The sequence below is a fragment of the Slackia equolifaciens genome, from assembly GCF_003725995.1.
Lineage (GTDB): Bacteria > Actinomycetota > Coriobacteriia > Coriobacteriales > Eggerthellaceae > Slackia > Slackia equolifaciens.
Genome location: NZ_QIBX01000010.1, coordinates 26,825 through 53,628 on the forward strand (window position 1 = coordinate 26,825; position 26,804 = coordinate 53,628).

Annotated in this window: 25 protein-coding genes and 3 tRNA genes; 3 read left to right on the plus strand and 25 right to left on the minus strand. The window is 62.1% G+C overall.

The genetic code is table 11. The annotated features are described in order from the left end of the window. Positions 1-13 precede the first annotated feature (13 nt). The 3 genes from DMP06_RS06510 to DMP06_RS06520 form a co-directional block, all read right to left on the minus strand. Positions 14-229 (minus strand): hypothetical protein, encoded by a 216-nt coding sequence (locus DMP06_RS06510; protein WP_123208941.1) that lies wholly within the window; start codon positions 227-229, stop codon positions 14-16. 122 nt (positions 230-351) lie between these two features. Continuing rightward, positions 352-427: transfer RNA gene (locus DMP06_RS06515), tRNA-Lys, on the minus strand. A 98-nt stretch (positions 428-525) separates the two neighbouring features. After that, positions 526-602: transfer RNA gene (locus tag DMP06_RS06520), tRNA-His, on the minus strand. 126 nt (positions 603-728) lie between these two features. On the opposite strand from DMP06_RS06520, the gene DMP06_RS06525 reads away from it, so the two are divergent. After that, a tRNA-Arg gene (locus tag DMP06_RS06525) sits at positions 729-804 on the plus strand. A gap of 171 nt (positions 805-975) precedes the next feature. Here the strand turns inward: DMP06_RS06525 and DMP06_RS06530 are convergent. The 12 genes from DMP06_RS06530 to polA form a co-directional block, all read right to left on the minus strand. After that, entirely contained in the window at positions 976-1,410 is a 435-nt protein-coding gene (locus tag DMP06_RS06530) for a GNAT family N-acetyltransferase (RefSeq protein ID WP_123208942.1), read from the minus strand. Positions 1,411-1,569: 159 nt separating this feature from the next. Then, entirely contained in the window at positions 1,570-2,154 is a 585-nt protein-coding gene (locus DMP06_RS06535; RefSeq protein ID WP_123208943.1) for a hypothetical protein, read from the minus strand. Positions 2,155-2,164: 10 nt separating this feature from the next. Beyond that, entirely contained in the window at positions 2,165-3,001 is an 837-nt protein-coding gene (mtnN, locus tag DMP06_RS06540) for a 5'-methylthioadenosine/S-adenosylhomocysteine nucleosidase (protein WP_161957852.1), read from the minus strand. 148 nt (positions 3,002-3,149) lie between these two features. Further along, positions 3,150-3,539 carry a ribosome silencing factor gene (gene rsfS, locus DMP06_RS06545; RefSeq protein WP_123208945.1) on the minus strand — a complete coding sequence of 130 codons (390 nt, stop codon included), beginning with the start codon at positions 3,537-3,539 and terminating at the stop codon, positions 3,150-3,152. Positions 3,540-3,640: 101 nt separating this feature from the next. Further along, on the minus strand, positions 3,641-4,492 hold the full coding sequence (gene yqeK, locus DMP06_RS06550; RefSeq protein ID WP_245962412.1) for a bis(5'-nucleosyl)-tetraphosphatase (symmetrical) YqeK: 852 nt from the start codon (positions 4,490-4,492) through the stop codon (positions 3,641-3,643). 224 nt (positions 4,493-4,716) lie between these two features. Further along, positions 4,717-5,403, minus strand: a complete 687-nt coding sequence (nadD, locus tag DMP06_RS06555) for a nicotinate-nucleotide adenylyltransferase (protein WP_338056808.1) — start codon at positions 5,401-5,403, stop codon at positions 4,717-4,719. 1 nt (position 5,404) lies between these two features. Then, the gene (locus DMP06_RS06560) at positions 5,405-6,757 is read right to left on the minus strand and encodes a glutamate-5-semialdehyde dehydrogenase (protein WP_245962413.1); all 1,353 of its coding nucleotides are present in this window, start codon (positions 6,755-6,757) and stop codon (positions 5,405-5,407) included. 236 nt (positions 6,758-6,993) lie between these two features. Continuing rightward, positions 6,994-8,082: a glutamate 5-kinase gene (gene proB / locus DMP06_RS06565; RefSeq protein WP_123208947.1), complete on the minus strand. Its 1,089-nt coding sequence runs from the start codon at positions 8,080-8,082 to the stop codon at positions 6,994-6,996. Next, the gene (gene obgE / locus DMP06_RS06570) at positions 8,082-9,479 is read right to left on the minus strand and encodes a GTPase ObgE (protein WP_123208948.1); all 1,398 of its coding nucleotides are present in this window, start codon (positions 9,477-9,479) and stop codon (positions 8,082-8,084) included. Before obgE ends, proB begins: the two co-directional genes overlap by 1 nt. Positions 9,480-9,656: 177 nt before the next feature. Then, entirely contained in the window at positions 9,657-9,914 is a 258-nt protein-coding gene (rpmA, locus tag DMP06_RS06575; protein WP_123208949.1) for a 50S ribosomal protein L27, read from the minus strand. 21 nt (positions 9,915-9,935) lie between these two features. Next, the gene (rplU, locus tag DMP06_RS06580; protein ID WP_123208950.1) at positions 9,936-10,253 is read right to left on the minus strand and encodes a 50S ribosomal protein L21; all 318 of its coding nucleotides are present in this window, start codon (positions 10,251-10,253) and stop codon (positions 9,936-9,938) included. Positions 10,254-10,493: 240 nt separating this feature from the next. Further along, positions 10,494-13,130 (minus strand): DNA polymerase I, encoded by a 2,637-nt coding sequence (polA, locus tag DMP06_RS06585; RefSeq protein ID WP_123208951.1) that lies wholly within the window; start codon positions 13,128-13,130, stop codon positions 10,494-10,496. A 71-nt stretch (positions 13,131-13,201) separates the two neighbouring features. Here polA and DMP06_RS06590 point away from each other — a divergent pair, with 71 nt between their 5' ends. Together DMP06_RS06590 and DMP06_RS11340 are read left to right on the plus strand one after the other, a co-directional pair. Then, a complete protein-coding gene (locus DMP06_RS06590; RefSeq protein WP_123208952.1) occupies positions 13,202-15,094 on the plus strand; it encodes a sulfatase-like hydrolase/transferase in 1,893 nt (630 codons plus the stop codon). 165 nt (positions 15,095-15,259) lie between these two features. Continuing rightward, positions 15,260-15,841 (plus strand): hypothetical protein, encoded by a 582-nt coding sequence (locus DMP06_RS11340; RefSeq protein ID WP_148042504.1) that lies wholly within the window; start codon positions 15,260-15,262, stop codon positions 15,839-15,841. On the opposite strand, the gene DMP06_RS11835 is transcribed toward DMP06_RS11340, so the two are convergent. The 10 genes from DMP06_RS11835 to nirJ2 all read right to left on the minus strand — a co-directional run bounded on the left by DMP06_RS11835 (position 15,838) and on the right by nirJ2 (position 26,242). After that, positions 15,838-16,698, minus strand: coding sequence for a MetQ/NlpA family ABC transporter substrate-binding protein (locus DMP06_RS11835; protein ID WP_123208953.1), 861 nt, complete (start codon positions 16,696-16,698; stop codon positions 15,838-15,840). The two genes, DMP06_RS11340 and DMP06_RS11835, sit on opposite strands and share 4 nt — an antisense overlap. A gap of 233 nt (positions 16,699-16,931) precedes the next feature. Then, positions 16,932-17,609, minus strand: coding sequence for a methionine ABC transporter permease (locus DMP06_RS06600; protein WP_123208954.1), 678 nt, complete (start codon positions 17,607-17,609; stop codon positions 16,932-16,934). Beyond that, the gene (locus tag DMP06_RS06605) at positions 17,609-18,526 is read right to left on the minus strand and encodes a methionine ABC transporter ATP-binding protein (RefSeq protein ID WP_123208955.1); all 918 of its coding nucleotides are present in this window, start codon (positions 18,524-18,526) and stop codon (positions 17,609-17,611) included. The genes DMP06_RS06600 and DMP06_RS06605 overlap by 1 nt, the downstream gene beginning before the upstream one ends. 307 nt (positions 18,527-18,833) lie before the next feature. Then, a complete protein-coding gene (locus tag DMP06_RS06610) occupies positions 18,834-19,793 on the minus strand; it encodes a zinc ribbon domain-containing protein (RefSeq protein ID WP_123208956.1) in 960 nt (319 codons plus the stop codon). Between the two features lie 2 nt (positions 19,794-19,795). Further along, the gene (era, locus tag DMP06_RS06615; RefSeq protein ID WP_123208989.1) at positions 19,796-20,710 is read right to left on the minus strand and encodes a GTPase Era; all 915 of its coding nucleotides are present in this window, start codon (positions 20,708-20,710) and stop codon (positions 19,796-19,798) included. 234 nt (positions 20,711-20,944) lie between these two features. Then, complete coding sequence (locus DMP06_RS06620) at positions 20,945-21,901, minus strand: PhoH family protein (RefSeq protein ID WP_123208990.1); 957 nt, start codon at positions 21,899-21,901, stop codon at positions 20,945-20,947. Positions 21,902-22,007: 106 nt separating this feature from the next. After that, positions 22,008-22,889 carry an ABC transporter ATP-binding protein gene (locus DMP06_RS06625; protein WP_123208957.1) on the minus strand — a complete coding sequence of 294 codons (882 nt, stop codon included), beginning with the start codon at positions 22,887-22,889 and terminating at the stop codon, positions 22,008-22,010. A 12-nt stretch (positions 22,890-22,901) separates the two neighbouring features. Then, positions 22,902-23,963 carry a FecCD family ABC transporter permease gene (locus DMP06_RS06630; RefSeq protein WP_245962414.1) on the minus strand — a complete coding sequence of 354 codons (1,062 nt, stop codon included), beginning with the start codon at positions 23,961-23,963 and terminating at the stop codon, positions 22,902-22,904. Between the two features lie 2 nt (positions 23,964-23,965). Then, a complete protein-coding gene (locus tag DMP06_RS06635) occupies positions 23,966-25,096 on the minus strand; it encodes an ABC transporter substrate-binding protein (protein WP_245962415.1) in 1,131 nt (376 codons plus the stop codon). A 150-nt stretch (positions 25,097-25,246) separates the two neighbouring features. Next, a complete protein-coding gene (gene nirJ2, locus DMP06_RS06640; protein ID WP_123208958.1) occupies positions 25,247-26,242 on the minus strand; it encodes a putative heme d1 biosynthesis radical SAM protein NirJ2 in 996 nt (331 codons plus the stop codon). Between the last annotated feature and the right edge of the window lie 562 nt (positions 26,243-26,804).

The window sequence follows — 26,804 nt, forward strand, 5'->3', positions numbered from 1 at the left end:
ACAAAAAAGGGCGCTATGCGCCCGGTTTGATTACTTCCCAGTTTTGAAGAAACGATTCGCTGCTTTCGTAGGGGCAACGGCACTTACCCTGACCATCGCTGACCTCGACCCAAAAGCCGTCGCGACCGAATTTGCGCTCCAGGGGATCAATTGTATAAATCTGACCCGGCTCGAGGCTCACGCCCGTCACCAGAGCGCGTTTACCAATGTAACGCATCGTTTCACTCATATCGAACCCTTTCGACGGGCGGCCGCCCCCTCCCCCGGGTTGCGCTTCCGCGATAGTCGGTTTCGCCCGAATGACATATCCGGTAATAAAAAAGGCCAGGACAAACCTGACCGAAAGTTTCATGGTGGACCGTCGGGGACTCGAACCCCGGACCTTGGGATTAAGAGTCCCCTGCTCTACCAACTAAGCTAACGGTCCAAGAAAAACTATGTAAAGGTGCTTTCCGAAAAAGCGCTTGGCTATTATACCAACCTCTTCGAGATTTGCAAGTGCTAATTTCGAAAAGTTTTTCGCGCTGGGGTGGGTGATCGGATTCGAACCGACGACCTCCAGAGCCACAATCTGGCGCCCTAACCAACTAGGCCACACCCACCGTGATGCGCGAGGAGATAGTATAGGATGCTTCTCCCTGTTGCGCAAGAGGGGATTTTTGAAATTTTCAAATATGTCGGTTCGCAAGGACAGCGCACCGATCCTTCGCTATAATGAACCGCGCTGTGCCCCCATGGCTCAATGGATAGAGCACCGGACTTCTAATCCGATGGTTGTGGGTTCGAATCCCGCTGGGGGCACCATACTTCATGACAGTCGATCCCGCGCCCAGCGGGATTCGAACCGATGAGGTGGAACCGCGTTTAGAAAACTGCCCAGTGGGCAATTTTTAGCGGTTCGCCCGAGGGCATAGGCCCGAGGGGCGGAGCGTCCGCCCAAGCGGACGCGGGAATCCCGCTGGGGGCACCATATTTCTACGCTTCCCACTCCATCAGATATTCCTCATGGCCCGTCGCTTCGTCGATTCGCGTTTGCACAACGGCAAATCCTTCACGAAGATACAACCTCGCCGCACGCTCGTTTTGCGCGTACACGCACAGCATGAGACGGTCTTGCCTCGATTTCGCCAGGTCAAGCAAGCGGGTGCCCACGCCCTGCGAGCGCGCTGAATCGCGCACGAACAGCCCTTCTATATGGTGGCCGGAAAGCCCGATGAATCCGAGGACCTCGCCCGCACGCTCGCACACGAACACATCCGCCTGCGGCAACGCCTCCCGCACAGCGGCAGCATTGCCCTCCCAATACGAAGCGTCCACGAACGGGTGCGCCTGCTTGTTCCCCTCGAGCCAAATGCCTATCACATCATCCAGATCGCCTGCCGCAAGAGGACGAATCGAGCAATCGGACATACAATCCCCCCTATCCCCGCCGCCTCTTATGCGCTTGACCGTTTGGCGGCGGAAAACTCAAAACCAAGAATGTTTACGCCATGCACATGCTTGACAATGCTGCCCCTGAGGACAAGCAAGAAGTCTGCTTCGGCCTCTTGCGGGCCACACGTCTGGCCTCTATTCATCTGCCGCGCCGCCGTCGGTGCGGCAGGGATGCCACATTTCGCAAGCCGCCTCTACGGCAGCTTGCGCGGCGAAACGTGCGGCATAGGCGGGAAAGCCCCGACGCTCGAATATCTCCGCAACCTCCGCAGCAAGGCTTTCCTCGTCAAGCATAGTGCCGCATGAAACATGCCCGCCCCGGGAAACCCCTGACCCGCAAGACGCTTCGCCGAACTCCCTCTTCTTGTCAAACGAGCCCTCAGACATATCGGGGCACGGCCCCGCAACCGATGCGCCCTCGAACGCGCACGCATCCCCGGCATCGCCGAAGCATGCGCCGCATCTCACGCAATCATCGCCGCACAGGAGCACCTCGTTGATGCGGGAAGCGGCAGGAGCGGGCTCAAACACGAGGCGGTCAGCCTGGTCGATAGATTCCTCGAACGAAAGCTCGCCCGCCTGACAGGGCGACCCTTCGGACGAAAAATCCACCTCGTCGATAGACTTCTCAAATGCGAACGTATCAATGCGCAGAAAAGCGCCGGAAGAATCCTCCTCCGGCGCCTTGTCCAACGCATGTGTCGCGGCGAGCCTCGACATGCCCGCTCCCCTATTCTCCGCCTGCGAGCACGCGCAGCATGAGCTGCGTTGCCTGGCAAGCATATTCGGACGCCTCATCGGCGTTTTGGGCATACGAATCGAAGCCCGAAAGCGCCGGCGTATCGGTGATGCAGCGCACCGCTATGAAAGGGATCCCGTTTGCTGTGCACGTCTGTGCCATCGCCGCCGTCTCCATATCCACGGAAAGCGGGTTGCAGCGCGCCACGATGCCATCGCGATTCGAGTCGTCCACGAAGCACTCGCCCGTGGCGGTGCGCCCGAACACAAATGGCTTGCTCCATTCAGCGGATGCTTTTTTTGCCGCCTTAAGCAGCACCTTATCGGAGGCGAACTCCTCGCCGTCGTAGTACGGATAGGAATCGGGGAGCACGAACCCGGGCACGTCGTGATGCACGCAGGTTTCAGACACCACCACGTCAAACAGCTCAAGGGAGGCATCGGCGGCGCCCGCGGCGCCCGCGTTGGCCACGCCCCACACTCGGTAGCTGTCGATAAGCTGCTGGGTGGCCATGGCAGCATTCACCTTGCCAACGCCCGCACACGCAACCACGACATCGCATCCCGCGAGTTCGCCCTCGAAGAACGATCGCGGGCCGCGCCTCACCTCTCGCTCCACCTTCATATGGCGCAAAAACGGAACCGTCTCGCCCCAGGTGGCAGTAAGGATGCCAAACGGCATGCCTCCCCTCATGCACCTGGCTGCATCAAGCGGCTCGGGCGGCTCGGCGTCGCACACGCCGGAATGTAGACGGCCGCTCTCCACGTCTTTCACCGCACCCTCGCCTTGGACGACGGATGCTTTCGATGCGGTTTCCACGCTAATCATAGAATGGGTCCTCCCCTTCATACGCAGGATGCCGGCCTCAGATATGCGAAAACCGGCATCTTCTGTCCCTCAAACAGGGAAATCTCTTGTAGCCCAGCCATCGGAGGAGTCCAACGGCCGATGGCGAATAGCCACCGCGAATGCGCGCCTAGCCTTCCTGGGACGCATCCCCCTCGGGCTCGAACGGCAATGTGGGCGCGTCGTTCCACACCTCTTCGAGGCGATAGTAATCGCGGCCCTCGGGCTGGAACACGTGCACCACGAAATCGCCGTAGTCCAAAAGCGCCCAGAAGCCCTCCTGCGCACCCTCGATACCGATAGGCTTTACACCCGCCTGTTTGATTTCCTGCTCCTCGATCTCGTCGATCACGGCTTCGATCTGACGATTGTTCTGCGCCGTCACGATCACGAAGAAATCGGTGACGCTCACCAGCTCGCGCACATCTTGGATGATGATGTCGACCGCCTTTTTGGAATCGGCCGCACGCGCCGCGATGAGCGCCTTTTCGGAGGAGGAAAGACCCTTGTCTTTTGCCATGTGGTTGAAAATCCTTTCACGTTCATGCCCCCGCGCAAACGCAGCGCCGCTCCGCTGGCACGAGAGGCTGAAATCCATTGCGGCTCGCGCAGGACGAGCCGTTATTCGATAGTGATGATGCGCGCGCCGTTCGGACGCACGTTGCGCACACAAGCCGCCTCGGAGGCGTCTGCAGAAGAGCCATCTGCCTTAGGGCTAGAAACCGCCTCGGGCGCCGCCGCTTCGTGAGCCGTCGCCCCAGCTGCCCCATCAGGCGCCGCAGCGGAGGGCGCAGCGTCGGCGGTAAGGGCCCGTCGGCCAACCGCCTCGGACGCTTCACTGGCATCGCCAGCGGAAACGCTACCGAAACAGCCGCCCTCGGACGCCTCGCGCTTCGCCACCCATGCGTTCCACGTGATGAGCGAATCGGGGTGAATGGCCTTGTCGTCTTCGAGCAGATAGATCATCGTAGCCTTATAGGTCATATAGAAGAGCTCTTCCAGGCTCACCTCGCCCACGGCCTCTCGCAAAGGCGCCACGTCGCCGAACGTGCGCCCCGGTTCGATGATGTCCGCGATAAAGACGACCATATCCAAATCGGCCATCTCAGGAGCGGCGCACGTATGACGCTCGATAGCCTGGAGCACCCCATCAGTCAGCTCGGGGAACTCCTTTTTCAGGGAATACGGCGCGGTATAGGCGTGCAGCACGCCGGGGATATTCTTGCGAACCGCCTTGGGCACCTTCGTGTGCTTTTTGGCGAGCTTGCGCAGCTGCTTGAACGAGAGCGCCTTGTCCCAATCGTGCAGAAGGCCCGCAACCGCGGCATCGTTCTCGTTCACGCCATAGATGCGCGCCAGCTGCTCCGCCGCCTGCGACACCCCCATGGAATGCGCATAGCGGGAAGGCTTCACGCGCGCCTGCAAGCGCTGCCTCATCTCTTCGAACCTGTCGGCGTCTACCAACGCGATCATCTCCTTGTCAAGCGGCGCGCACGCCGCGCATCTGCCATCGCCTCGAGCGCGTCAACCGCCCGACGCTCATTTCAAAATCGCCGCATGCCGGCCGTACGAGCGGCATCGCGGCCCTATCGCGCGCAACGGGAACGCGCGTGAAGCATGTCGGACGCATTGCACATTTCAGCAATGCGCCATCGGCCGCCGACCGCGCATCGCGTCTTGCGAGGCGAGAACGCCGCCTAGCGGTACAGCCCATGCTCTTCGATATAGTCTGCCACAACCTGGGGCACCAGATAGCGGATGGATTCGCCCATGCGCACTTTCTCCCTCAAATCAGTGGAAGAAACCGAGAGCGCCGTCACCTCCAGCTGATCGACGCGCAGGCCGGCCCCGAAAGCGCGCGCATACCGCTCGCGCGCCTCGTCGATTCTGTACCCCGGCCGCGTCACCGCTATCAGATGGGCGAGCTCCGCCACCTCCGTGGCATCGTGCCATTCAGAGATGCGAAGTATCGCATCGGCCCCCGAAAGGAAGTACAGCTCCACATTGGCGGGATAATGGCGCCGCAGCGCACGGAGCGTGTCGACGGTGTAGGTTTCACCGGCGCGATCCACTTCGAGACGGCTGGCATCGAAGCGCGGGTTATCCTGCACAGCAAGGCTCACCATGGCGAAACGGTCCTCTGCCGAGGCGAGCCTGCGCCCGTGCTTCATCCATGGATCGCCGGCGGGCATGAACACCACGCCGTCGAGGCGGCACGCCTCACGAGCCTGCTCTGCGCAAGCGAGATGCCCGATATGGATGGGGTCGAAGGTGCCGCCCATGATTCCCAGGCGGTACGCGCGTTCGGGATCCGCCATGCCCAAGTCGTCGAAGCGTTCGCACACAACGGGCGCGCAAGCTTGCCTGTTTCCCTCAAGCCCCACGTTACGGACGCACCTGCCCCTGGCCCGTGACCTGATACTTATGAGTGATGAGGCTCTCTGCCGCAAACGGGCCGCGCACATGCAGCTTCTGGGTGGAGATGCCGATTTCGGCACCCAGGCCGAAGCAACCGCCGTCGGTGAAGCGCGTGGAGGCGTTCACGTAAACAGCTGCAGCATCCACCTCGTCCAAAAAGCGCGCGGCAGGAGTGCCGTCGCTTGCGCACTCGGCGTAATCGGGCGAGGTCACAATGCACTCGGAATGCCCGGTTCCGTAAGAATTGACGTGCTCGATGGCTTCATCCACGCCGCTTACAACGTGCACCGCGATATCCATGGACAGGTATTCCGTCGCCCAATCCTCCTCGGTCGCATCCACGAAATGCGCAAGAACGGGCGCTTCGCCTGAAACTCCCTCGGCATCCGCCGCCGCAGCACACGCGCGCGCCGTCGCATCTCCATGGATGGTCACGCCGGCAGCCGCGAGCTCGGAAAGCATGCGCGGCAGGAAATCCTTCGCGATGGCCTCATCCACCAGCAGCGTTTCGGCGGCGTTGCACACGCCCACGCGCTGAGTCTTGGCGTTCATCACGATGCGGCGCGCCATATAGAATTCGGCGGACTCGTTCACGTAGATATGGCAGTTGCCCGTGCCCGTCTCGATGACCGGCACGAGCGAGGTTTCCACGCAGTGGCGAATAAGCCCCGCACCGCCGCGCGGCACGAGCACGTCCACGATGCCGCGCAGACGCATGAGCTCGTCGGTCGCGGCGCGATCGGTGGAATCGAGCAGGCAAACGCAATCGGCAGGAAGCCCCATCGCCTCAAGCGCGTCGCGCAAGATGGTCGCAATGGCGCGATTGGAATTGATGGCCTGCGATCCGCCGCGCAGCACGCACGCATTCCCCGAGCGCAAGCACGCGCCCGCGGCATCGGCCGTCACGTTGGGTCGCGCTTCGTACACCATGGCCACCACGCCTAGCGGGACCGGCGTGCGGGCGATGCGCAGCACGCCCTCGAGACCGGGGATGGTCGCATTGCCGATAGTGCGGACATCGGTCTGATCGGGCCCGAAGATATCCGGCGTAGCCGCCTGCGCCCTCAAGCCGTCCGCCATCCCTTTCACGCGGCCCTCGTCCAAACGCAGACGGTCGAGCAGGCCGGCCGACATGCCGGACGACTCCCCCGCCCTCATATCGAGCGCATTCGCCGCAAGAATCTCGGCGCTGCGCTTCTCCAGCGCGGCTGCCATGGCGCAAACCGCCTCACGCAGAGCGTCCTCGCCCATACCCGTCAGCTTGCGCGAGGCCTTCTTCGCCCGCAACGCCAGATTTCGAACATCTTCCTGCATGCCCATATCAACCCTCATCTCTTCTGGAGAACCCGCTAAGCGCATCGGAAACGGACGCAAAGCCAACGCACGCCTCGACGAATCCAATCGTTGAAAACCTCGTATGCTATACCCCGCCATTTTGACGCTCATGCAGCCTCCAAGAGAAAACATCATCGTCGAGGTGACGGGATTGTCGGCGAGACGACCGCCCGCACGTTCCCAAGCCCCAAGACGGCTTCGCCTCCGGCGGAAAGCATCGCCTACTCGAACACGATGAGCTCGTCGCGATGGATGGCGATGTCCTCGCCCGTGCGCATATCCCTCGCGTCGCAGCGGGCAAGGCCACGGGCGATCACATAGCCCGATTCGTCCAGCACATCCACCACGCCGCCCGCAACGAACTCTCCCTCGAAACGGCTTATCCCCACGAACAGAAGCGATTTGCCGCGCAGCGTGATAGCCTCCGCCGCCCCGTCATCCACCGTGATGCGCCCGCGCACCGCGTCTCCCAACGCGATCCACAGCTTGCGCGGAGTGATCTTGTGCCGGCGCTCCTTGGCGGTGAACAGCGTTCCGATAGGCTCGTCGTCAAGGGCGTGGAGCACGGCGCTTTCGGCCCTACCGTGGCAAATGACGAGCGGAATGCCCGCCGCCCCCAGCACGCGGGCGCTCGTGAGCTTGGTGATCATGCCGCCGCTTCCCACGGCGCTCCCCGCACCGGTGGCTCCCTCCATGATGGCGGGCGTGATGCGATCGACGCGCTTGATGAGCGTCGCATCGGGGTGCGTCTGGGGATTGGCCGTGAACAGCCCTTCGATATCGCTCAGGATTACCACGCGGTCCGCATCGGCCAGACACGCCACCAGCGCCGCCAACGTATCGTTATCGCCGAATTTGATCTGCTCCACCGACACGGTATCGTTCTCGTTCACGATGGGCACGCATCCCAGCTCCACCAGGCGATGGAACGTGTCGCGCGCATGCAGGTAGGCGGTGCGGTCGGCGGTGTCGCGCCGGGTGAGCAGCACGAGCGACGTCAGGATGCCGTAGGGAGAAAATACCTGGTCGTAAGCCGCAAGAAGCGCACGCATCCCCACGGACGCCGCCGCCTGAACGGTAGGCATGTGCTTGGGGCGCTCAAGCGGCATGCCCAGCGCCTCCAGGCCGCACGGTATCGACCCCGAGCTCACGATGATCACGTCCCACCCCGCCTTGCGGGCGCGGTTCACCTGGTAGGCCAGATCGGCCAGATAGGCGCGGTCCACGCGGCCCTCGCCGTCGGTCAGCGTGGATGAACCGAGCTTGACCACGGCGAGGCGGCGTCCGTTGCGCGTTGCGGCGTCGCTCATTAGATATCCAGCTCCTTATAGATGTCGTCATGGCCGGCAGACGACTCGAAATCAAACGCGCGGCCCACGATGCGAACCTCGTCGCCATCCACGGCGCCCGCCTTTATCAGGGCCTTCTCCAGTCCCAAGCGATTGAAGCGGTGCTGAAGGAACGAGATCGCCTCCTCGTTCTCCCAGTCGGTCTGCACCACCATGCGCTCGATCAGGCCGCCCTCCACGCGAAAGATGCCGTCGGAGAGCTTGCGCACGCGGAACTCCTTATCGCGCGCCTCGCGCTTATGCTCCCACACCTGGTCGTACTGGATCTCGGCGGCCTGACGGTCGCGCGCGGCCTCGCGCAGCTCATGCACCTTATCCGCCACGGCATGGATGAGGGAGTCCACGCCCATGCCGGTGAGCGCGCTCACCTTGAACACGCGCGAATTCTCCTCAACGCTGTCATCGAACTCGTTTCCGCCCGCAGCCGCGATGGCATCGCGGCGCACCTCCTCCTCGAGGCGGCGGATGGCGTCCTCGGTTCCGGGCACATCGCATTTGTTCGCAACCACGATGCGCGGACGAACGGCCAGCTCATGAGCGTAGAGCGCCAGCTCGCGGTTGATTATGCGGTAGTCCTCCACCGGGTCGCGCCCCTCGTAGCCGCCCGTCATATCCACCACATGGATGATGAGCGCGGTACGCTCGATATGGCGCAGGAACTCATGTCCCAGGCCGCGGCCCTCATGCGCGCCCTCGATCAGCCCGGGAACGTCGGCCACGACGAAGTTGTACTCGTCGCCTTTAACTACGCCCAGATTGGGCACGAGCGTGGTGAATGGGTAGTCGGCGATCTTGGGGCGCGCCGCACTCATGCGCGCGATCATGGAGCTCTTGCCTGCCGAAGGCACGCCCACGAGCGCCGCATCGGCCATGAGCTTCATCTCCAGCTCGATCCAGCATTCCTGCGCGGGTTCGCCCAGCTCCGCGAACGCGGGCGCGCGACGGGTGGAGGTGACGAAATGGATGTTGCCGCGGCCGCCCACGCCGCCGCGGGCCACCACCACGCGCTCGCCGTCTCGCGTGAGGTCGGCGATAAGCTCGCCCGTCTCCTGGCTTTCCTCGTTATACTCACGCACCACGGTACCCATGGGAACCTTGAGGATCAGGTCCTCGCCGTTGGCCCCATGCATGCGGCTGCCCTTGCCGTGCGTGCCGCGCGTGGCTTTGAAATGGTGCTTATAGCGGTAGTCGATGAGCGACGACACCGAGGCGTCGGCCTCAAGGATCACGTTGCCGCCATGGCCGCCATCGCCGCCGTCGGGGCCGCCCTTGGGCACGTGGGCCTCGCGCCGGAAGCTCATGCAGCCTGCTCCGCCGTCGCCGCCTTTCACAAAAATACGTACTTTATCGGTGAACATACGCGTCCAATCTTTCAGGGTTGCCATCAATTGATACTGCACTGATTGCGTGCGGCGTGGATTACCCAAAGGCGCCACGCGCGTCACACGTATGGGTTGCGCCGCATTATACGGCATAGATATGCGAAAGGGCCCGCCACACAGGCGAGCCCTTTCAACCCCTCCAATTGTGCAAGGCTATTCAGCCTCGAGCGGACGGACGTGCACCTTGCGCTTCATGCCCTTGGTGAACTCGACCGTGCCCTCGCACAGTGCGAACAGCGTGTCGTCCTTGCCGCGGCCCACGTTCTCACCGGGATGGAAGTGGGTGCCGCGCTGACGCACGATGATGTTGCCAGCGATCACATGCTCGCCGCCGTACTTCTTAACGCCCAGGCGCTGACCGCGGGAATCGCGGCCGTTGCGGGTAGAACCAAGACCTTTTTTATGAGCCATTTTCTGTACCTACCTTCTGAGTTATTCAGCCATCTTGGCGGAACCGACGCTCTGAATCTGAACGCGGGTCAGGTTCTGACGATGACCGCGCAGACGCTTGTAGTTCTTGCGCTTCTTGAACTTGAAGACCAGCTGCTTCTCGCCCTTGAACTGCTCGAGAACGGTAGCGACGACCTTGGTGTTGGCGGCGTCCTTCACGTCAACCTTGCCGTTGTCAACGACGCAGATGGCCTGAAGCTCGACCTGGGAACCGACTTCGGCGTCAAGCTTCTCGATGTTGAGCTTGTCGCCCGGGGCAACCTTATACTGCTTGCCGCCAGTTTTCACGATTGCGTACATGAATGCTCCTTGTTTACTCGCAAGGCGATAACTTTTGACGCCGCCGTAGCAAGTCCCTCGCGGGTTCGAATGCACAGCAGGCGTGTATCATCGCACTCTTCTTACGCCCCCTTTGGGCGCAACTTGATGTATGGTACCAGAAACTCGCAGCTTTGCAAGAAGAACCTGCAAGTTTCTTGAAATAGGTTTGGCATAGTAACCGAGGACGAATCCGCCGGCTGGAAGGCAGACGGACCCTCCCTAGTGCGCCTCGGCCCAGTTCTTGCCGGCGCTCACCTCCACGATCAGCGGCACCTTGAGCTCCACGACGCCGCTCATGACCTCGCTCACCATGGCCTCCAATCGATCGAGCTCATCCGCCGGCACGCTGAAGTCGAGCTCGTCGTGCACCTGCAGCATAAGCTGGCTCTTGAAGCCCTCTTCCGCCAGACGGCGGCGCACTTCGTTCATGGCAAGCTTGATGATGTCGGCCGCGCTGCCCTGCATGGGGTGGTTCATGGCCGTGCGCTCGCCGAACCCGCGCTGCACGGCGTTGCCTGCGCGCAGCTCCGGGATGTGACGCTTGCGGCCGAACATGGTCACCGCATAGCCGCACGCTTTGGCATCGGCCACCGTCTGGTCCAAGTACGCACGCACCTGCGGGTGCACCTCGAAGTAGCGGTCGATCATGTCTTGCGCCTCTTTGAAACCGATACCCAGCGACTGCGCCAAGCCGAACGCCTGCTGGCCGTATACGATGCCGAAGTTCACTGCCTTTGCACGGCTGCGCATTTGCGGCGTGACCTCCTCCACCGGCACGCCGAACACGCGGGCAGCCGTGGCGGCGTGGAAATCGGCGCCGCTGCAGAACGATTCGATCAGGCTCTCGTCGCCCGAGAGATGGGCAAGCAGCCTGAGCTCGATCTGCGAATAGTCGGCCGATACGAACAGCTCTCCCTCGTTGAGCGGCACGAAGCATTCGCGGATACGGCGGCCGAAATCGGTGCGCACGGGGATGTTCTGCAGGTTGGGATCGCTCGAGGAGAGGCGCCCGGTGGTGGTGACGGTCTGGTTGAAGCTCGTGTGCACGCGACCGTCGCCCGCACGCATGCGCGGCAGCGCGTCGATATAGGTGGACTTCATCTTGGCGAGCTCGCGGTAGCGCAGAACCTTATCGGCAATGGGGTGTTTGTCGCGCAGGCCCTGAAGCGTCTTGGCGTCGGTGGAATACCCCCGCTGATTCTTCTTACCCGTAGGCAGCCCCAATACCTCAAAGAGAATGTGCGCGAGCTGCTTGGGAGAATCGAGGTTGAACTCCTCGCCCGCCATCTCCACGATCTCGGCGCGGATGCCCTCGATCTCCTCCGCGGTGGCGCGTCCCATGGCGGCAAGTGCATCCACGTCGATGGCGGCTCCCACGCGCTCCATGGCGGCGAGCGTGGCAACGAGCGGCAGATCGATGTCTTCGTAGCAGCGCATGCTGCCATCGGCCTCGAGCGCATCGATCAGCACCTTGGCAAGGCGCGGCGCCACCACCGCATGCGCCGCGGCGGATTGCGCCCCGTCTTCGAATTCGGGCAGCGCGGCGCCCAGGTAGGTATCGCACAGAGGCGCGTAATCGTATTTAGTGGTTCCGGAATTGAGCAGATAGGCCGCAAGCCCGATGTCGAAATAGCGAGCCTGCGCCACATCGTCGTCGGCAAGCGAGGCGTCAAGGGAGCCGTCCGCAGGATACGCCTCCTGCAGCGCGTGCTTCACATCGAGCGCGCAGAAGCGTCCGCCGCGCACGATGGCAGAAAACGCCTCGGCTGCATCGTCCCCCGCGAACAACAGCACCGCATCCCCCGCGCCCACGAAGAGCTTGTGGGGCTCCGAGAACAGGCTTTCCTGCGCCTCGACCAAGAACTCGACCCCCAAAATGACGCCCTTGTCGATGGCATCCTTGAGCTGCGACCAGGCATCCGCCCCCTCCACGGGAGCAAAATCGGGAAGGTCCAACGTGGCGGGCGCTGCCAGCTCGGGAGAAGCCCCCGCAAGAGCGAGCACCTTCGACAGATGCGCGTTAAAGCGCACGGTGTGGAACGCCTCCGCCACCTTCGCCTCGTCGAAATCGGGGAACTTCGCGTCCTCGAGGTCGAGCGGGAAATCCAAATCGCGCACGATGGTGGCAACTTCGCGGCTCAAGTACGCCGCACCCTTATTCTCCTGAAGATTTTGCAGCTGCTTGCCCTTGAGCTTGTCGAGGTTCTCATAAATGCCATCGATGCTGCCATAGTTTTGCAGCAACTTGGCAGCGCTTTTGTCGCCGATGCCGGGCACGCCGGGGATGTTGTCGGACGAATCGCCCTTAAGCCCCAGAAAATCCACGAACTGCGCCGGGGTCACGCCGTAGCGCTCTTCCACCTCGGCAGGGCCGTAAATGGTCACGTCGGTGATGCCGCGCTTGGTGGTAACCACATGCGTGAGATCCGTCACCAGCTGATAGGCATCCTTGTCGCCGGTCACGAGCAGGGTCTCGTACCCCAGCTCCTCGTCGCGCGCCGAGATGGTGCCTAAAATGTCGTCGCCCTCCCAGCCTTTTACCTTGACCACGGGCACGTTCATCGCCTCGAGCAGGCTTTCAATCACCGGGAATTGCACGCGCAGCGCATCGTCCATGGGAGGACGCTGGGCCTTGTACTGCTCGAGCGCCTTCATGCGAAACTCCGGACGGCCGGCGTCAAAGGCGCAGATGACCGCATCCGGTCGGGCGTCTTCGTAGAACTTGAGGAACATCGACAGGAAGCCGAACACCGCGTTGGTGGGCGTTCCGTCGGGCGCGTTCATCGTGGGAGGCACCGCATGGTAGGCGCGATGCATAAGCGAGTTTCCGTCGATGACGGCGATTTTCTTTGGCATAATGTGTCCTTATTCACGTAATTCCGCAAGCCGAAAGGCTTGAAGTTAGTAAGTATACCAAGGGACCGGTCATGCTGAACATTCAACTATCCTGGCCCGTTGCCGTTGCGCTTATTGCATGCGTGGCGGCGTTGGCCTTCATCATCATACGCCGTGATTGGGTAAAGGAGCGCACGCAACGGGCTTTTACCCATGCGAAACCCATAGCGACGGCGCTCTGTCCCATTGCGGGGTTCATGCTTATGGAGCTTCCGTACAACGACAGGCTGCTTCATATGGATATGGGCAATATCGCTATCGGCGTGATTCTCTGTTCGGCGCTGTTCGCATTCGTCTACCTGGCCGGGCAGCGGTCGCGCGCCTCCATGCTGGCATTCCTTGTCGCGTGCCTCATCGTTGGCGTGGCAAACCATTACGTCGCCGCATTCAAGGGTCAGCCCATCCTCCCCTCCGACGTGGCGGCGCTCCAAACCGCCGCTGCCGTAGGCGGCGGATACACGTACGCGATTGACGACACGGTGGTCATCCCCCTTTTGATCGTGCTGCTGTTCGCATGCGTTCTGCTTCTTATGCCCGCTTCGCGCCCATCGCGCAGGACCGCAGCGGTGAACGCCGCCGTCGCCGTTGCGATCGCCGCCTGCTCATGCGCCTGGTTCCTTGCCGCCGACATCGAACGAGACCTGGACTGTACGGTCGACGTGTGGAGCAGCCTCGATTCGTATAAAGACCAAGGGTCGCTTCTATGCTTTTTGCAGCGGGCTCAAAAAATCCAGCCCACTGCGCCTGAAGGGTTCTCCCACGAGAGCGCCGTAGAGCTGCGCTCGAGCGCCTCGCCCCTGGGCTCCGTGGCATATGCCGCCGAGACCGGACAGCTCGATCGGCTGCCTTCCGTTGTGGTGGTCATGAATGAAACGTTCTCCGACATCTCCCGCTACGATGCCGTGGACGATTCGTATGCGACCCCCATGCATTACCAGGAGCTCGCGCGCGAATCCCTTGCCGCGGGCGATGTGTACGTCTCGGCCCTTGGAGGCGGCACCTGCAACAGCGAGTTCGAGTTCTTAACCGGGTCGAGCAGCGGGTTTCTCGGTGCAGGGGTGTACCCCTACATGCTCTATGATCTCGACGATGTGGACAATCTAGCTTCGTATTTAGGGTCGATAGGCTATTCGACCTGCGCCATCCACCCCGCTGAGGCGTCCAACTGGCGTCGCGACCGCGTTTACAGCCAGCTCGGCTTCGACGAGTTTTTAGATATCGAGCACTTCGACGGCGCCGAGACGCGACGCGGCATGGTGACCGACGCCGCAACCTACGATGTCATACTGGAGCGACTGAAAAACTCGGAAGGCCCCCAGTTCATCTTCGACGTTACGCTCGCCAGCCACGGAGGATACGATACGGGCCTCATCCCCGAAGACGAGCTCACCGAAGTGCTTGTTCAAGGAGAGCCCGATGCCGAAGCGAGCGAATACGCAAGCTGCATCGCGGCTTCCGACGAGGAGTTCGCCGCTTTTATCGACGCCCTCCGCGAGCTTGACCGACCGGTGGTGGTATGCATGTTCGGCGACCATCAGCCTGGATTCGCCGACAGGCTCGCCGAGGCGTCTTTTGGGGAGCAGGTGGGTCTCATGGGGATCGACCATATCCAGGAGCGATATGTGACCCCTTATCTCATCTGGACGAATTCGTGCGAGCTTTGCGAGGCGCATGGCGTGGGCAACACGCATGATCTCAGCTTGAACTACCTCGCGGCAACCATGTTGAACGCCGCCGGCATCCCCCTTGATGAGCAGCTCTCCTATCTTCTTGCCGCGCAGCAGCAGATCCCCGCCATCAACTTGAACGGATACCAAGACGCCAGCGGCACGTGGCATTGGCACGGCGAAGAAAGCGATGCCTCTGAAGCATACAAAGCGCTCGCGATCGTCCAGCACGACAACTTGTTCGACCACGAGGATTAAGGGCATCCGCACGCCGAGCAGGTCGCAAGGGAGACAAATATGCCATTCGGATAAGACGCTTTAGCGCGCAAAGCAGAAATTCCGGGGACCGCACCTTTTCACAAATTAGACCCCGAGGGCCGTTGGGGTGGCAATAATCCGCAGCACGATTCAAGGCATACACCCATGCTCCTGCTCTATTCCTGCCTTTTGCTTCATCTCTTGTCCATGCTCCTGCTCTATTCCTGCCTTTTGCTTCATCTCTTGTCCATGCTCCTGCCCTATTCCTGCCTTTTGCTGCCCTCCCAAACCGAGCGTTACACCACTTTCCGCGACACTCCCTTTGTCTCATCCCTCACCCTTGCTCCTGCTCTATTCCTGCCTTTTGCTTCATCTCTTGTCCGAAATTCGAGGAATAGAGCAACCCTTCTGCCTTTTTTAAAGTCGCATCGCCAAGCTGATTCCTCTGACCTGCGATTTTGTGATCGACGAATAGCGAATAAGCCGATTAGGGACGCGTGCGCTGCTCTATTTCCAGCATCTCGAACAGCTCATGCCCAAGAATCGAAGAAAAGAGCAAAACGGGCGGCGAGCCTACGCCCGCCGCCCGTTTTCGTTTCGTATGACGAATGGATTGCCGCCCGTTTTCGTTTCCTGTGGCGGATGGATTGCCGCCCGTTATCGTTTCGTGCGGCGAATGAATTTGCGGAGTTGCTTGCGACAGCAACTCCTTACGCCGAATGGCAAGCCGCCTTCGCAGCCCTTTAGCCCTTGATGGTAGCGAGGTCGGTCACCTTGCCGCCGTAGAGAGCCATGGACTCGAAGTGAATCTGGGCAACGCCCACGAGCGTGGTACCGTTTTCAGCGTTGTAGTTGTCCAAATAGGGCTGATGCTGGAAGTAGTTGGCATCAAGATCGCCTTCGGCAAGCGCGACATTGGGCTGCACGTAGTCGGAGTACTCGACCACCTCGAGCGTCCAGCCGGCAGCCTCGAGCAGCGGCTTGGCGGCATTGAGAATCTCGGCGTGAGGAGTGGGCGACGCGCCCACGGTGATGGTGGTGTCATCGCCGGTCGCCTGGGGGACCTCAGAGGCGACCTCGAACAGCGGAACCACGGTGCCGCTGTAGGTTTCCTCGATGAACGACTGGACATCGGCGCTCTCGACCGCGGCCACAAGCGCTTGAATCTTGGGCGAATCCTGGTTATCTTCGCGCGTAGCGATCACGTTGGGATATTCCTGGGCCGCCTCGGAGCTGGCGCCCTCGCTGGCAAGCGCGGTGGAGGGGTCGAGGCCCGCACCCAGCGCATAGTTGCCGTTGATCACGGCAAGATCCACGTCCTGCAGCATACGCGGCACGCTTGCTGCCTCGGTCTCCACGATCTCGATGTTGTAGGGGTTGTCGGTGATGTCGTTCTTGGTGGCGGTAAGGCCGGCGCCCTCGGAGAGCGTAATCAGGCCCTGGTCCTGCAAAAGCAGCAGGGCGCGCGCCTCGTTGGTGGCGTCGGAAGGCACAGCGACCTGATAGCCGGAGGATCCGGAACCGCCGCACGCGGTAAGCGCGACGGCCAGGCCGCACGTGGCCACCGCAGTGGCGGCGATGCGAGCAAGCTTGGTGAATTTCATGGCAATACCTTTCTATAATCTGATGGCGCACAGCGCGATGCGCGTGCGATTCGGAGGGTGCGCCGCACTATAGCGCAAGCGGGCACGCCTTCTGTTAGGGATGAGTTAAGAATTCGCGCACACATGCCCAATGGCACGCGAGCGGCGGGCAGACTTGGCGCTCGCCCTTCACGGGCCGAAAGTCGGCCTAGCAGCATCGCGAAGCCAGCGAACGGCAAGCGCCTCGACCCTGCCTATTTGACGCGATGGTCGATCTTTCGGGCGATCAGATTCGCCACGCTCTGCGCAACCTGCACGATGACCACGCACAGCACGATAGCGACAATCATCACATCGTCCTGGTAGCGCTGGTAGCCGTAGCGAATAGCGATGTCGCCGATACCGCCCGCGCCCACCGTGCCGGCCATGGCCACGAAGCCGAACAGCGTGATGAACGTAATGGACGCGCCGCGGATGAGCGACGGCAGGCTCTCAACCAAAAACACCTTGGTGATGATCTGCCATGTGCCGGCGCCAAAGCTCTGCGCCGCCTCCACCAGACCGCCATCGATTTCGGCCAGGCTCTGCTCGACCATGCGAGCCACGAACGGCGCGGCCGCCACCGTGAGGGGAACGATTGCGCCTCCCACGCCCAGCGACGTACCCACGATGGCACGCGTGAACGGAATCATGAACACAATCAGGATGATGAACGGGATGGAGCGCCCGATGTTGACGAGCCAGCCCAGCACGCTGTTGAACACACGATGCGGATGAAGACCGTCGGGCGCGGTCAAGATGAGCAACACGCCCAGAGGGATGCCGATCACGTAGGCAAACAGCGTGGACAGCACCGTCATCACGATGGTGTCCCACGTGCCCTGCGCCATAAGCAGGCCGTACTGATCAATGAACGCGGTGATTGCCTCCATTATTTATCCCCTCCCTTAGCCTCGCGCACCGGGTCGAGGATAGCTGCGGTACCGGCAGGATTGCCCGCCTCGACGGAACCGACGGCGTTGACGGCGCCCGCCGCCAGCACAGAAGCCGGCGTTTCGGGAACCTCCATGTACGGTTTGTGCTGCGCCGCGACGTATTCATCGAGAGAGAGACCCTTGTCCGCCGCAATCAGGCGGCGGGTGGCCTCGCTTTGGGGATTGCCGAACACCTCGGCGGTAGCCCCCTGCTCCACGATAATGCCCTCGTCGAGCACCGCCACCTTATTGCACACCTGCTGGGCGACGGAAAGCGAGTGCGTGATTACCACCATGGTGACGCCGAGCTCGCGGTTGATATCGCGCAGCAGATTGAGGATGGCATGCGTGGTCATGGTGTCGAGTGCGCTGGTGGCCTCGTCGCAGAGCATGATCTTGGGATTGTTCGCCAACGCGCGGGCGATGGCCACGCGCTGCTGCTGGCCGCCGGAAAGCTGAACCGGATAGCGATCGCCCTTGTCGGCCAAGCCCACAAGCTTCAAAAGCTCGAGCGCACGAGATTCCGCCTCGCGCTTGTTCGTATGGCGAAGCTCCAACGGAAACATCACATTACGCAGCACCGTGCGCTGCTGGAACAGACTGAAATTCTGAAAGATCATTCCGATGGACTCGCGAAGCTTGGCGAGCTCTTTGCCGCGATACGCCGTAACGTCCTTGCCGTCGATGAGCACGCGGCCCTCGGTGGGACGCTCGAGCAGGTTGATGCAGCGCACGAGCGTGGATTTGCCCGCGCCCGACTGCCCGATGATGCCGAACACGTCGCCGGCCTCGATATGCAGGTCGATACCGCGCAGCGCCTGATGCGTGCCCGTGCGACCGGAATAGGTTTTGGAAAGATGTTCGAGACGAATCATGGATGGTTTCCCTGTACATTACCGACATAGATAGAATGCGGCATAGCGCCGCCCGGAAGCTCAAGCCTGAGCGTCGACGCACACGCCGACGGACCCAGGCTTGGGCATGTGCATCATCATGTTGAGCATGGTATGTACGAATTCGAAACTCATAGCGCTTTACTATAGTGGATTGGAGCGACCTGTCAAGCAAAAATCGACCGACGACGCCGTTCCAGAGAGCTTCGACGCACACCCCTGCCTCATCACGTATGCACTCAAGCACCGCGCGAGAACCGAAAGAGGAAAGCCGTAAGCGCCTTGGACGTCACGACTCCCGTTGTGGCTGAGCGCTAGGATAGAGCTCGTCGTAGCGTGTGAGGTACTTGTTGGTGCCGCCCTCGTTGTTGCGAGCGAGCACCTCGAGAATCTCGTCCTCATGCTGAGAGGGCACGTCGTATTTCACGTCGACCTCCCACGCGTCGACCAGCGACTGCACGCGACCCATCTGGCAGCCGTAGAGCTCGATCACGCCTGCCGCGTCATCCGCATACGGCGATGCCGCCTCGATACGTAGATCCTCCAGATCGGTCAGCTCCTGCTCCAAATCGGACAAGAGAGTGTCGGCACGCTTCTTGGCCGCAGTGCGATCGTCCATGGAGCGCGCGAGGAACAGGTTGTTGAAATCGCTCACGCAGTCGCCGATGCGTTCGTTGTAGCCGGTCAAACGGTCGTATGCGCCATCAAGCGCCGCGAACACCTCGTCGTCGCTCATCTCTTCGCGTTCGGGCTCCTGCACGACTGCCTGTGATGCGCCGGACGCGTCGTTTTGGGATTCAGCCTGATCGAACGCCTGGTCGCCGTTCTGGGCGTCCGAATCCTCTTGAAGCTGCGTGACCTGAACGGACTCCGTGCTTTGCGCGCCGCCCATGACCTGCGCGGCCACGAGCACCGCCACAACGGCCGCCAGCACCACGATAAGGGCAATGCATACGATGAGTGCCGTGCGACTCTTCTTGGGGGCGCCCTCGAGCGTGAAGCGCTTCTGGGCATTATCGGTAGGAAGCACCAGCGTATCGGTGTCAGACGGGTCGCGCTCGCGGTCGAGCTTTGCCGTCTTGTCCGCGGGGATGGCCTCGCCGTCCACGATGTCGAACCCTCGCATCGGATCTACCGCGTCGGCGGAGCCGTCCACCTTCACGCTCTCCAGCACACGCGCGCCGCACTCGGGGCAATATCGCGCGCCGGGCTCGAGCGGAGAGCCGCACCAGGAGCAGAAATTTGCCATGGCTAGATGCCCTCCCCGTACCCGAAGCGGCGAATCTGGTTGAGGTCGCGGCGCCAGTTCTTCTTAACCTTGACCTGCAGATCCAAAAACACCTTGCAGCCCAACAGCTGTTCGAGGTCGGCGCGGGCCTCCACGCCCACCTGCTTGATGGCGCTGCCGCCCTTGCCGATGATGATACCCTTCTGACTGTCGCGCTCCACATACACCGTCGCATAGATGCGATACAGGTCGCGCTTGCGATCGTACTCGATTTGCTCGGCGTCCACGCCGATAGAATGAGGCACTTCGTCGCGATAGCTGCGCAGGATCTTCTCGCGAATGAACTCGGCTACGATGACCTCGAAGGGCTGGTCGGTGTCCATATCGTCGGGGAACCATTTGGGGCCTTCAGGCAGCCAGCGACCCACCGCATCCACAAAGCCGTCCACGTTGAAGCCGGTTTCGGCGGACAGCACGATCTCATCATCCCAGCGGCCGAGCGCACGCGCCGCCTCCAGCTGCTCAAGCGCCACGCCGCGATCGACCAGGTCGGCCTTGGATATGACCAGGATCTTTTTAGCGCCTCGAACCGCTCGCACCTGAGCGGCCACCCACTCGTCGCCCGTGCCCACCGGCTTGCTCGCGTCAATGAGGAACGCGATCACGTCCACATCCTCAAGCGCCTTGATTGCGGAAGTGTTGAGCTCTTCGCCCAACGCGTCGTGCGGCTTATGCAGACCCGGCGTGTCCACCATGATCATCTGCATATCATCGCGCGTGAGAATGGCGCGAAAGCGATGGCGAGTGGTTTGCGCCGTGTTGGACGTGATGGCCACCTTATGCCCCACCACTGCGTTGATGAGCGTGGACTTGCCCGCGTTGGGGCGCCCCACCAAAGTGACGAAACCGCTCTTAAACTTCTCGTTTTGCTTGGACATGAAAGTCTCCGTTCTATCATCGACGAACGCCCCTGTGCGTTCGCGCCTTGCAGTTTCTGCGTTGAGTGCGAAGGGGCCATGCTCGGGCAGCCCCGCTCGCACGAAAGCCACTGCGCCCTCTCGGACGCAAAAGGCCAAAAGGCAGGAACCAAAAGCCCGCTGGCCTGCCTGCCGTGCGGGGCCGCGCATGAAGCCTTCTTCGTTCTCCGCCCCACCCTGCGGCTCTACGGTGCATCAGCTGCGCTCGGCGGCCTTCTCATAGGCCTCCACAATGCGCGCGACAAGATTGTGCCGCACAACATCGCGCCCGGTCAACTCGCAAAATGCAATATCCTCCACATCCGCCAGAATCCGGCGCACGTGTTTAAGGCCGGACGCCCCGCGCGGAAGATCGATCTGCGTGGCATCGCCCGTGACCACCATCTTTGAGTTGAATCCCAATCGTGTGAGGAACATCTTCATCTGCTCGGGCGTAGTGTTTTGCGCCTCGTCCAGGATGATGAAGCTGTCGTTGAAGGTGCGGCCGCGCATGAACGCCAGCGGGGCGATCTCGATAACGCCGCCTTCGATGAGCTGCTTGGCGCGCTCCATGTCGGTCATGTCAAAGAGGGCGTCGTAGAGCGGCCTGATATAGGGGTCCACCTTTTCCGTGAGCGTGCCGGGCAGAAATCCCAGGCTCTCGCCGGCCTCCACCACGGGACGCGTGAGAATGATACGGCCTACCTCTTTGCGTTTGAGCGCCGCCACCGCCATGGCCATGGCCAGATAGGTCTTGCCCGTACCTGCGGGCCCGATGCCGAACGTCACCGTATTTTCGCGGATGGCGTCCACATAGCGCTTTTGCCCCGCAGTCTTGGGCCTGATGGCTCGCCCGCGATAGGTGAGCAGGATGTCCTCGCGCAGCATGGCGGGCGCAAACGCCCCCTGGCGCAGAAGTTCCACGGCGCGCCGGGCATCCTCCGCCGTGGGAGGAGTGCCCGAAGCCGCCATCTTGATAAAATCGCTGAACAATGCCGTAAGGCTTTGCACCTCGAGCGGATCCCCGGAAAGGCGCACGGTATTGCCCCGCACGGTGATGCGGGCGGCAAAGGCGCGCTGCACCTCGTGGAGGACGGAATCGGCAGGCCCCACGATAGAGGTCATCTCGACGTGTTCGGGCAAGGTGAGGGTGATTTGCGTATCGTTAGTCATGCGCATCATTGTACCAGAGGTTGGAAGCGCCCATGTATGGCCTGTGCAAACTCTCGGTTGAGGATGGCCGAGGGACGCGCCGCATCCGCTCGAATCGAAAAGCCAGTCAAGCGTCTGCCGGGCGAGGGTGGAACGTGTAGCACTGTCCATCCGGCGCGGCATGCCTGATGACGATTATGCGAAACGCCTCCTCAAGAAGGCCGCCCTCCGCCACGTCCGAAGGCGCGCCCTGGCCCATGAGACGCCCCTGAGCCATCACTGCGATCTCGTCGCAATAGCGAAGCGCCAGGTCCAAATCGTGCAGGACCGCCACCGCCGTGCGCCCCCCGTCGTGCACAACCCGACGAACCAATGAGAGCATCTCGTGCGCCGCGCCGATATCCAGCGCGCTCGTGGGCTCGTCCAAAAGCATCAGGCGCGCATCTTGCGAAAGAAGCATCGCCAGATAGGCGCGCTGGCGTTGGCCCCCTGAAAGCTCGCGCACCGGTCGATCCTTGAGGCGGAGCACGCCCGCCTCGTCCATGGCCGTATGCGCCGCACGAACATCGCGAGCGTCCATCGGGGCGAGCAGACGACGGTGGGCGTGGCGGCCGCACAGCGCGAGCTCCTCCACCGTCATATTGGGCAGCGGCATCCGCTGGGGAAGGTACGACACCTGGCGCGCCCGTTCGCGAGCGCTCAACGCGCCCACCGCGCAGGACCCGTCAAGCAAAAGCACCTCGCCCGCAGCCGGTGCGGCAAGCCCCGCAGCAAGCTTGAGCACGGTGGATTTACCCGAGCCGTTGGGCCCCACGATGCCCATGAGAATGCCGGAGGGAACTCCCAGATTGAACCCTTTCAGCACAGGCGCCTTTCCGTATGCGAAGTCCACGTCGCGCATCGTTAGCGCATACGGCAGACTGATCCTGCGCGCCTCGTCGGGCGATGCCGCGAACAGCCGCGCATCTGCCGCGAGCGCAGAGGCGCCCGCCTCGACCGCACCGCTCATTTTTCGTCCGCCTCACTCATTCGATGCGCCCTTCGCCTTGAGAACCAGGTAGATAAAAAACGGTCCGCCCAACAGCGCCATGAGAATGCCCACCGGCACTTCGTAGGGGGCGAAGGCCACGCGCGCCACCAAATCACACGCCACTACGAGAGAGGCGCCCGCAAGCGCGCTCGCCGCGATGACCACGCGGCTCGAGTGGCCAAAGAAATACCGAACCAGGTGGGGCACCACCAGCCCGACGAAACCCAGAAGCCCCGCGATGCTCACCGCCGAGCCCGCAAGGAGCGCCGCGACGGACAGGCACGCGAAGCGGCTTTGCGCCACGCCCACGCCGAGCGCATGCGCCGCGGCGTCGCCCAAGGAGAGGATATCGAGCCTACGCGCAAGCAGGAGCGAAGCGGCAAGCCCCGCGGCGATGCCCGCAGCGGGAGCTCCGAGCGCATCGATTCTCGTGCCCGCAACGCCGCCCACGAGAAACCCCGATGAGCCCACGTAGGCATCGGGATCCACGATAAGCACCGCGTTCATGCCGGCTCCGAATATCGCTGTGAGCGCCATGCCCGCAAGAATCACCGCGAGCTTCGAAGCCCCCGATCCCGCCGAAATCAGAAACACCGCCGTCGCCGCGGCAAGCGCCCCCATGAAGGCAGCCACAGGAGTCAGCATCGCCGCTGCGGGGAAAAGAGCGGCCGAAGCGAGCACAGCCAGGCCCGCGCCCGCGTTCACGCCGATAACGTTGGGGCTCGCGAGCGGATTGTTGAGCACCCCCTGGATGACCGCGCCCGCCGCCGCAAGCGCGCATCCCGCAAGCGCCGCAGCAGCCACGCGCGGCAGGCGAACGTTCACGAGGATATTGCGCGCGCCCTCATCGAGCGGCGCCCCGCACAACAGGGCGAACAGGTCGCTCGCATTCACATCGCTCGGCCCCATCACAGCCGCCGCGACGCACACGACCACAAGCAGCACAGTCAGAGCCGCAAAGCGCGGAGCGTATGAAGATCGGCATGAGACGCCCTCCCCCAGCGCCTCGCCCCGCGCACTGCGCCCGCTGCCGTGTTGCAAAGCAAACGACACGGCTACTCCTCGAATGCATCCGAGAGCGCCTTGTATGCCTCATCCCAATGCGCGTTAGGCTTGTAGAGGAAGAGCGCCTTGTCGAGCACGACGCAGTGCCCCTTCTTTACGGCCGAAAGCTCGGACCATGCCGGCACATCCATGGTTGCCGCCTTCAAGTTACGCTCGGCCGCCGCGTCGTCGTCGCCCATCGGCACAAGGAAGATATAGTCGGGATCGGTCTTGAGCAGGGCCTCGAGACCAAAATCGGAAAGAAGGCTCGGATTCTCGTCGGCGATATTGACGGCACCCAGATCGTTTAGAATGGCGCCCGCCGTGCTCGACGAGGGAAGCACTCTGATACCCTGAGAATACGTCGTCAGAAGCGCCACGCGCGCGCCTTGCGGAACGCTCTTCCTCCCGGCATCGATCGCGTCGGAGACCTTTGCCTTAAGGTCGTCGCCGTTGCTCGCATACAAATCGTCGCGCCCCGTGATGTCGCAGCAAACCCTCAACATGCGGAGATAATCGTCGAATGTTGTCACGTTGAAATACGCCACCGAAACGCCCGACGCCTCGAGCGCGTCTTTCAAATCGGTCTGGGCCACGCCGCCTCCCCGCCCCGAAGACGAGCCCGTCATGATCACGAAATCCGGATTGCACGCGAGAATGGATTCGAGGCTCAAGCCGCTGAAATCTCCCACCGACTGCACGTTCGCCTCATCGATGCCGTAGTCGGCGAACGCGTCCTGGCTCGCACCCACAAGGGTGCCTCCCGCAAGCTGCCACACATCCGCAAAGCTGCCCATGCAGGCCACCACGCGCTGGGGGTTATTCACCGTGACCTGATTGCCAAGGTCGTCGGTAAACGCATAGCCTTCCTGCGGCTGCGCAGCGGAAGATTCCTGAGAGCTCGAGCCCGCTTTTTCTCCGCCGCCCGAGCACCCCGCCAATGCAAAAGGCGCTATCAGACACAATGCCAATGATGCCGCCAATGTGACACGAGCCGCGCGCCATGCAGACGCGCCATGCCCGCCCCGCTCATCTCGCATGACGCCTTGCGACCCGCCATCGCGTGACGCGCTGCAGCCTTGCTCTGCACCGTTGCCGCGCTCACGTGCTGCGGAGCGCAGTTTTCCGCCGATTCGAGCCATCTTTATTCCTCTCTCTTTATGCAGTTCCTCATCGACGTGCTCTCAGGAGCGCGTCGCGCAGACGGGCCGCGCGTCAGCCGCGGCCCAAATATGCCACGGCAACGGCTCAAACGTCTGAAACTGAAACGCCCCTGATCGCCTTGAAGATAGCTAGATTGCAAGCTTCAAGCCATGGGCGCAGTAATCGTCTTGCGCCATGTAGTCGCCATCGTGATAGTACGCTGCGCGTGCTCGACATCCGCCGCATCCCTCGGCGTAGTCGCACGTGCCGCATGCCCCCGCATAGGCGCGGGTACGCAAACGCTGAAACACAGGGCTCTCGCGCCAGATTTCATCAAACGGACGCTCACGCACGTCCCCCGCTGCTTCTTCCATATAGGCGCAAGGACGAACGATGCCTTCGGCGCCCACGACGCAGTATGTGAGTCCCGCCAGGCACCCACGCGAGAAGCGCGTATTCACGTCAAGCTCCTGCGCGACACGGGTGAACTGAGGTGCGCAGGTGGGCTTTACGTCTATCGCGACCTCGGATTGCTTGCGCATAATGGCGCGCAGCAGCTCCTCGTTCTGGCGCACCTCGAGCGCCGTGTCGCCGATCATCTTGCCGCGACCCACGGGAATCAGAAAGAAGATGTAATGCCCCACGGCGCCGATGCGTTGAGCAAAATCAGTAATGTCGCATATCTCCTCGCGATTCCAATCGACCACCGTGGTGTGAATCTGAAACGGCAGCCCGGCCTTCTTGCAGCTCTCGATGCCCGCCATCGTTAGCTCGTGGGCGTGCTCCAGCCCGCGAAATCGATCGTGCTTGGCGAAATCCAGACTATCCACGCTGATACCCATCGCGCATGCGCCCGCCTCTTTGAGCCCACGCGCCACATCATCGGTCAGAAGCGTGCCGTTGGTGCCGAAAACCGGTCGAAGCCCCGCACGAGCGGCATGCTCCACCAGCTCGAAAATATCGGCGCGCAAAAGCGGCTCTCCCCCGCTGAAGATCATGATTTTGAAGCCAGCGGCGGCAATCTGGTCGATGAGCGCCTTGCCCTCCTCGGTGGAAAGCTCCCGCTGCTGCCGCACATCGGCATCTTGATAGCAATGCGCACAGCGCAAGTTGCACTCGTTGGTGGTCATCCAGGAAACGATCATCGGCAGATCCCCTTCGCGTCCTCGCCGCAAGGCGGGTATGACAGTGCATGAGCCCGAGCGAACCTCGTTCGGGTTTAAGCGGAGGATCGGCGCAATCGGCACCGCCACACTACATGGTGCTTTTCAGGAAGTTTGCACGTTGGAGGCGCCCCGGATGCCCAAACGGCCGCGAGCCCCACCCGATAACCGCATGCCTCGGGTGCCACGGAGGCTTCGTGGGACGCGCGCGACCCGCCGCACGCATGAGGTTACGGCACGACGCGGCGTCGCCGTCCACCCAGCCGAACGCAGATTCACACCATCGGCGCAGATATACCGCAACCGGCGCACTGACGCCGCGTCATCGCCGGCCGTTGATGGCATCACGCTCCGATTCGTTGGCTCCGTCTGCCTCGCTTGCTTTGCGAGCACAGTTTCTCCGCATGCCGCTATGCTTTGCCCGCTCCATCTGCCCGTGTCCCGCGCGATCCGCATGCCCCGTCTGCTCCACCTATCCGCGCGTCCCGCGCGCTCCGCATGCCTCGTCCGCCCCATCCATCCGCGTGTCCTGCGCGCTCCACAT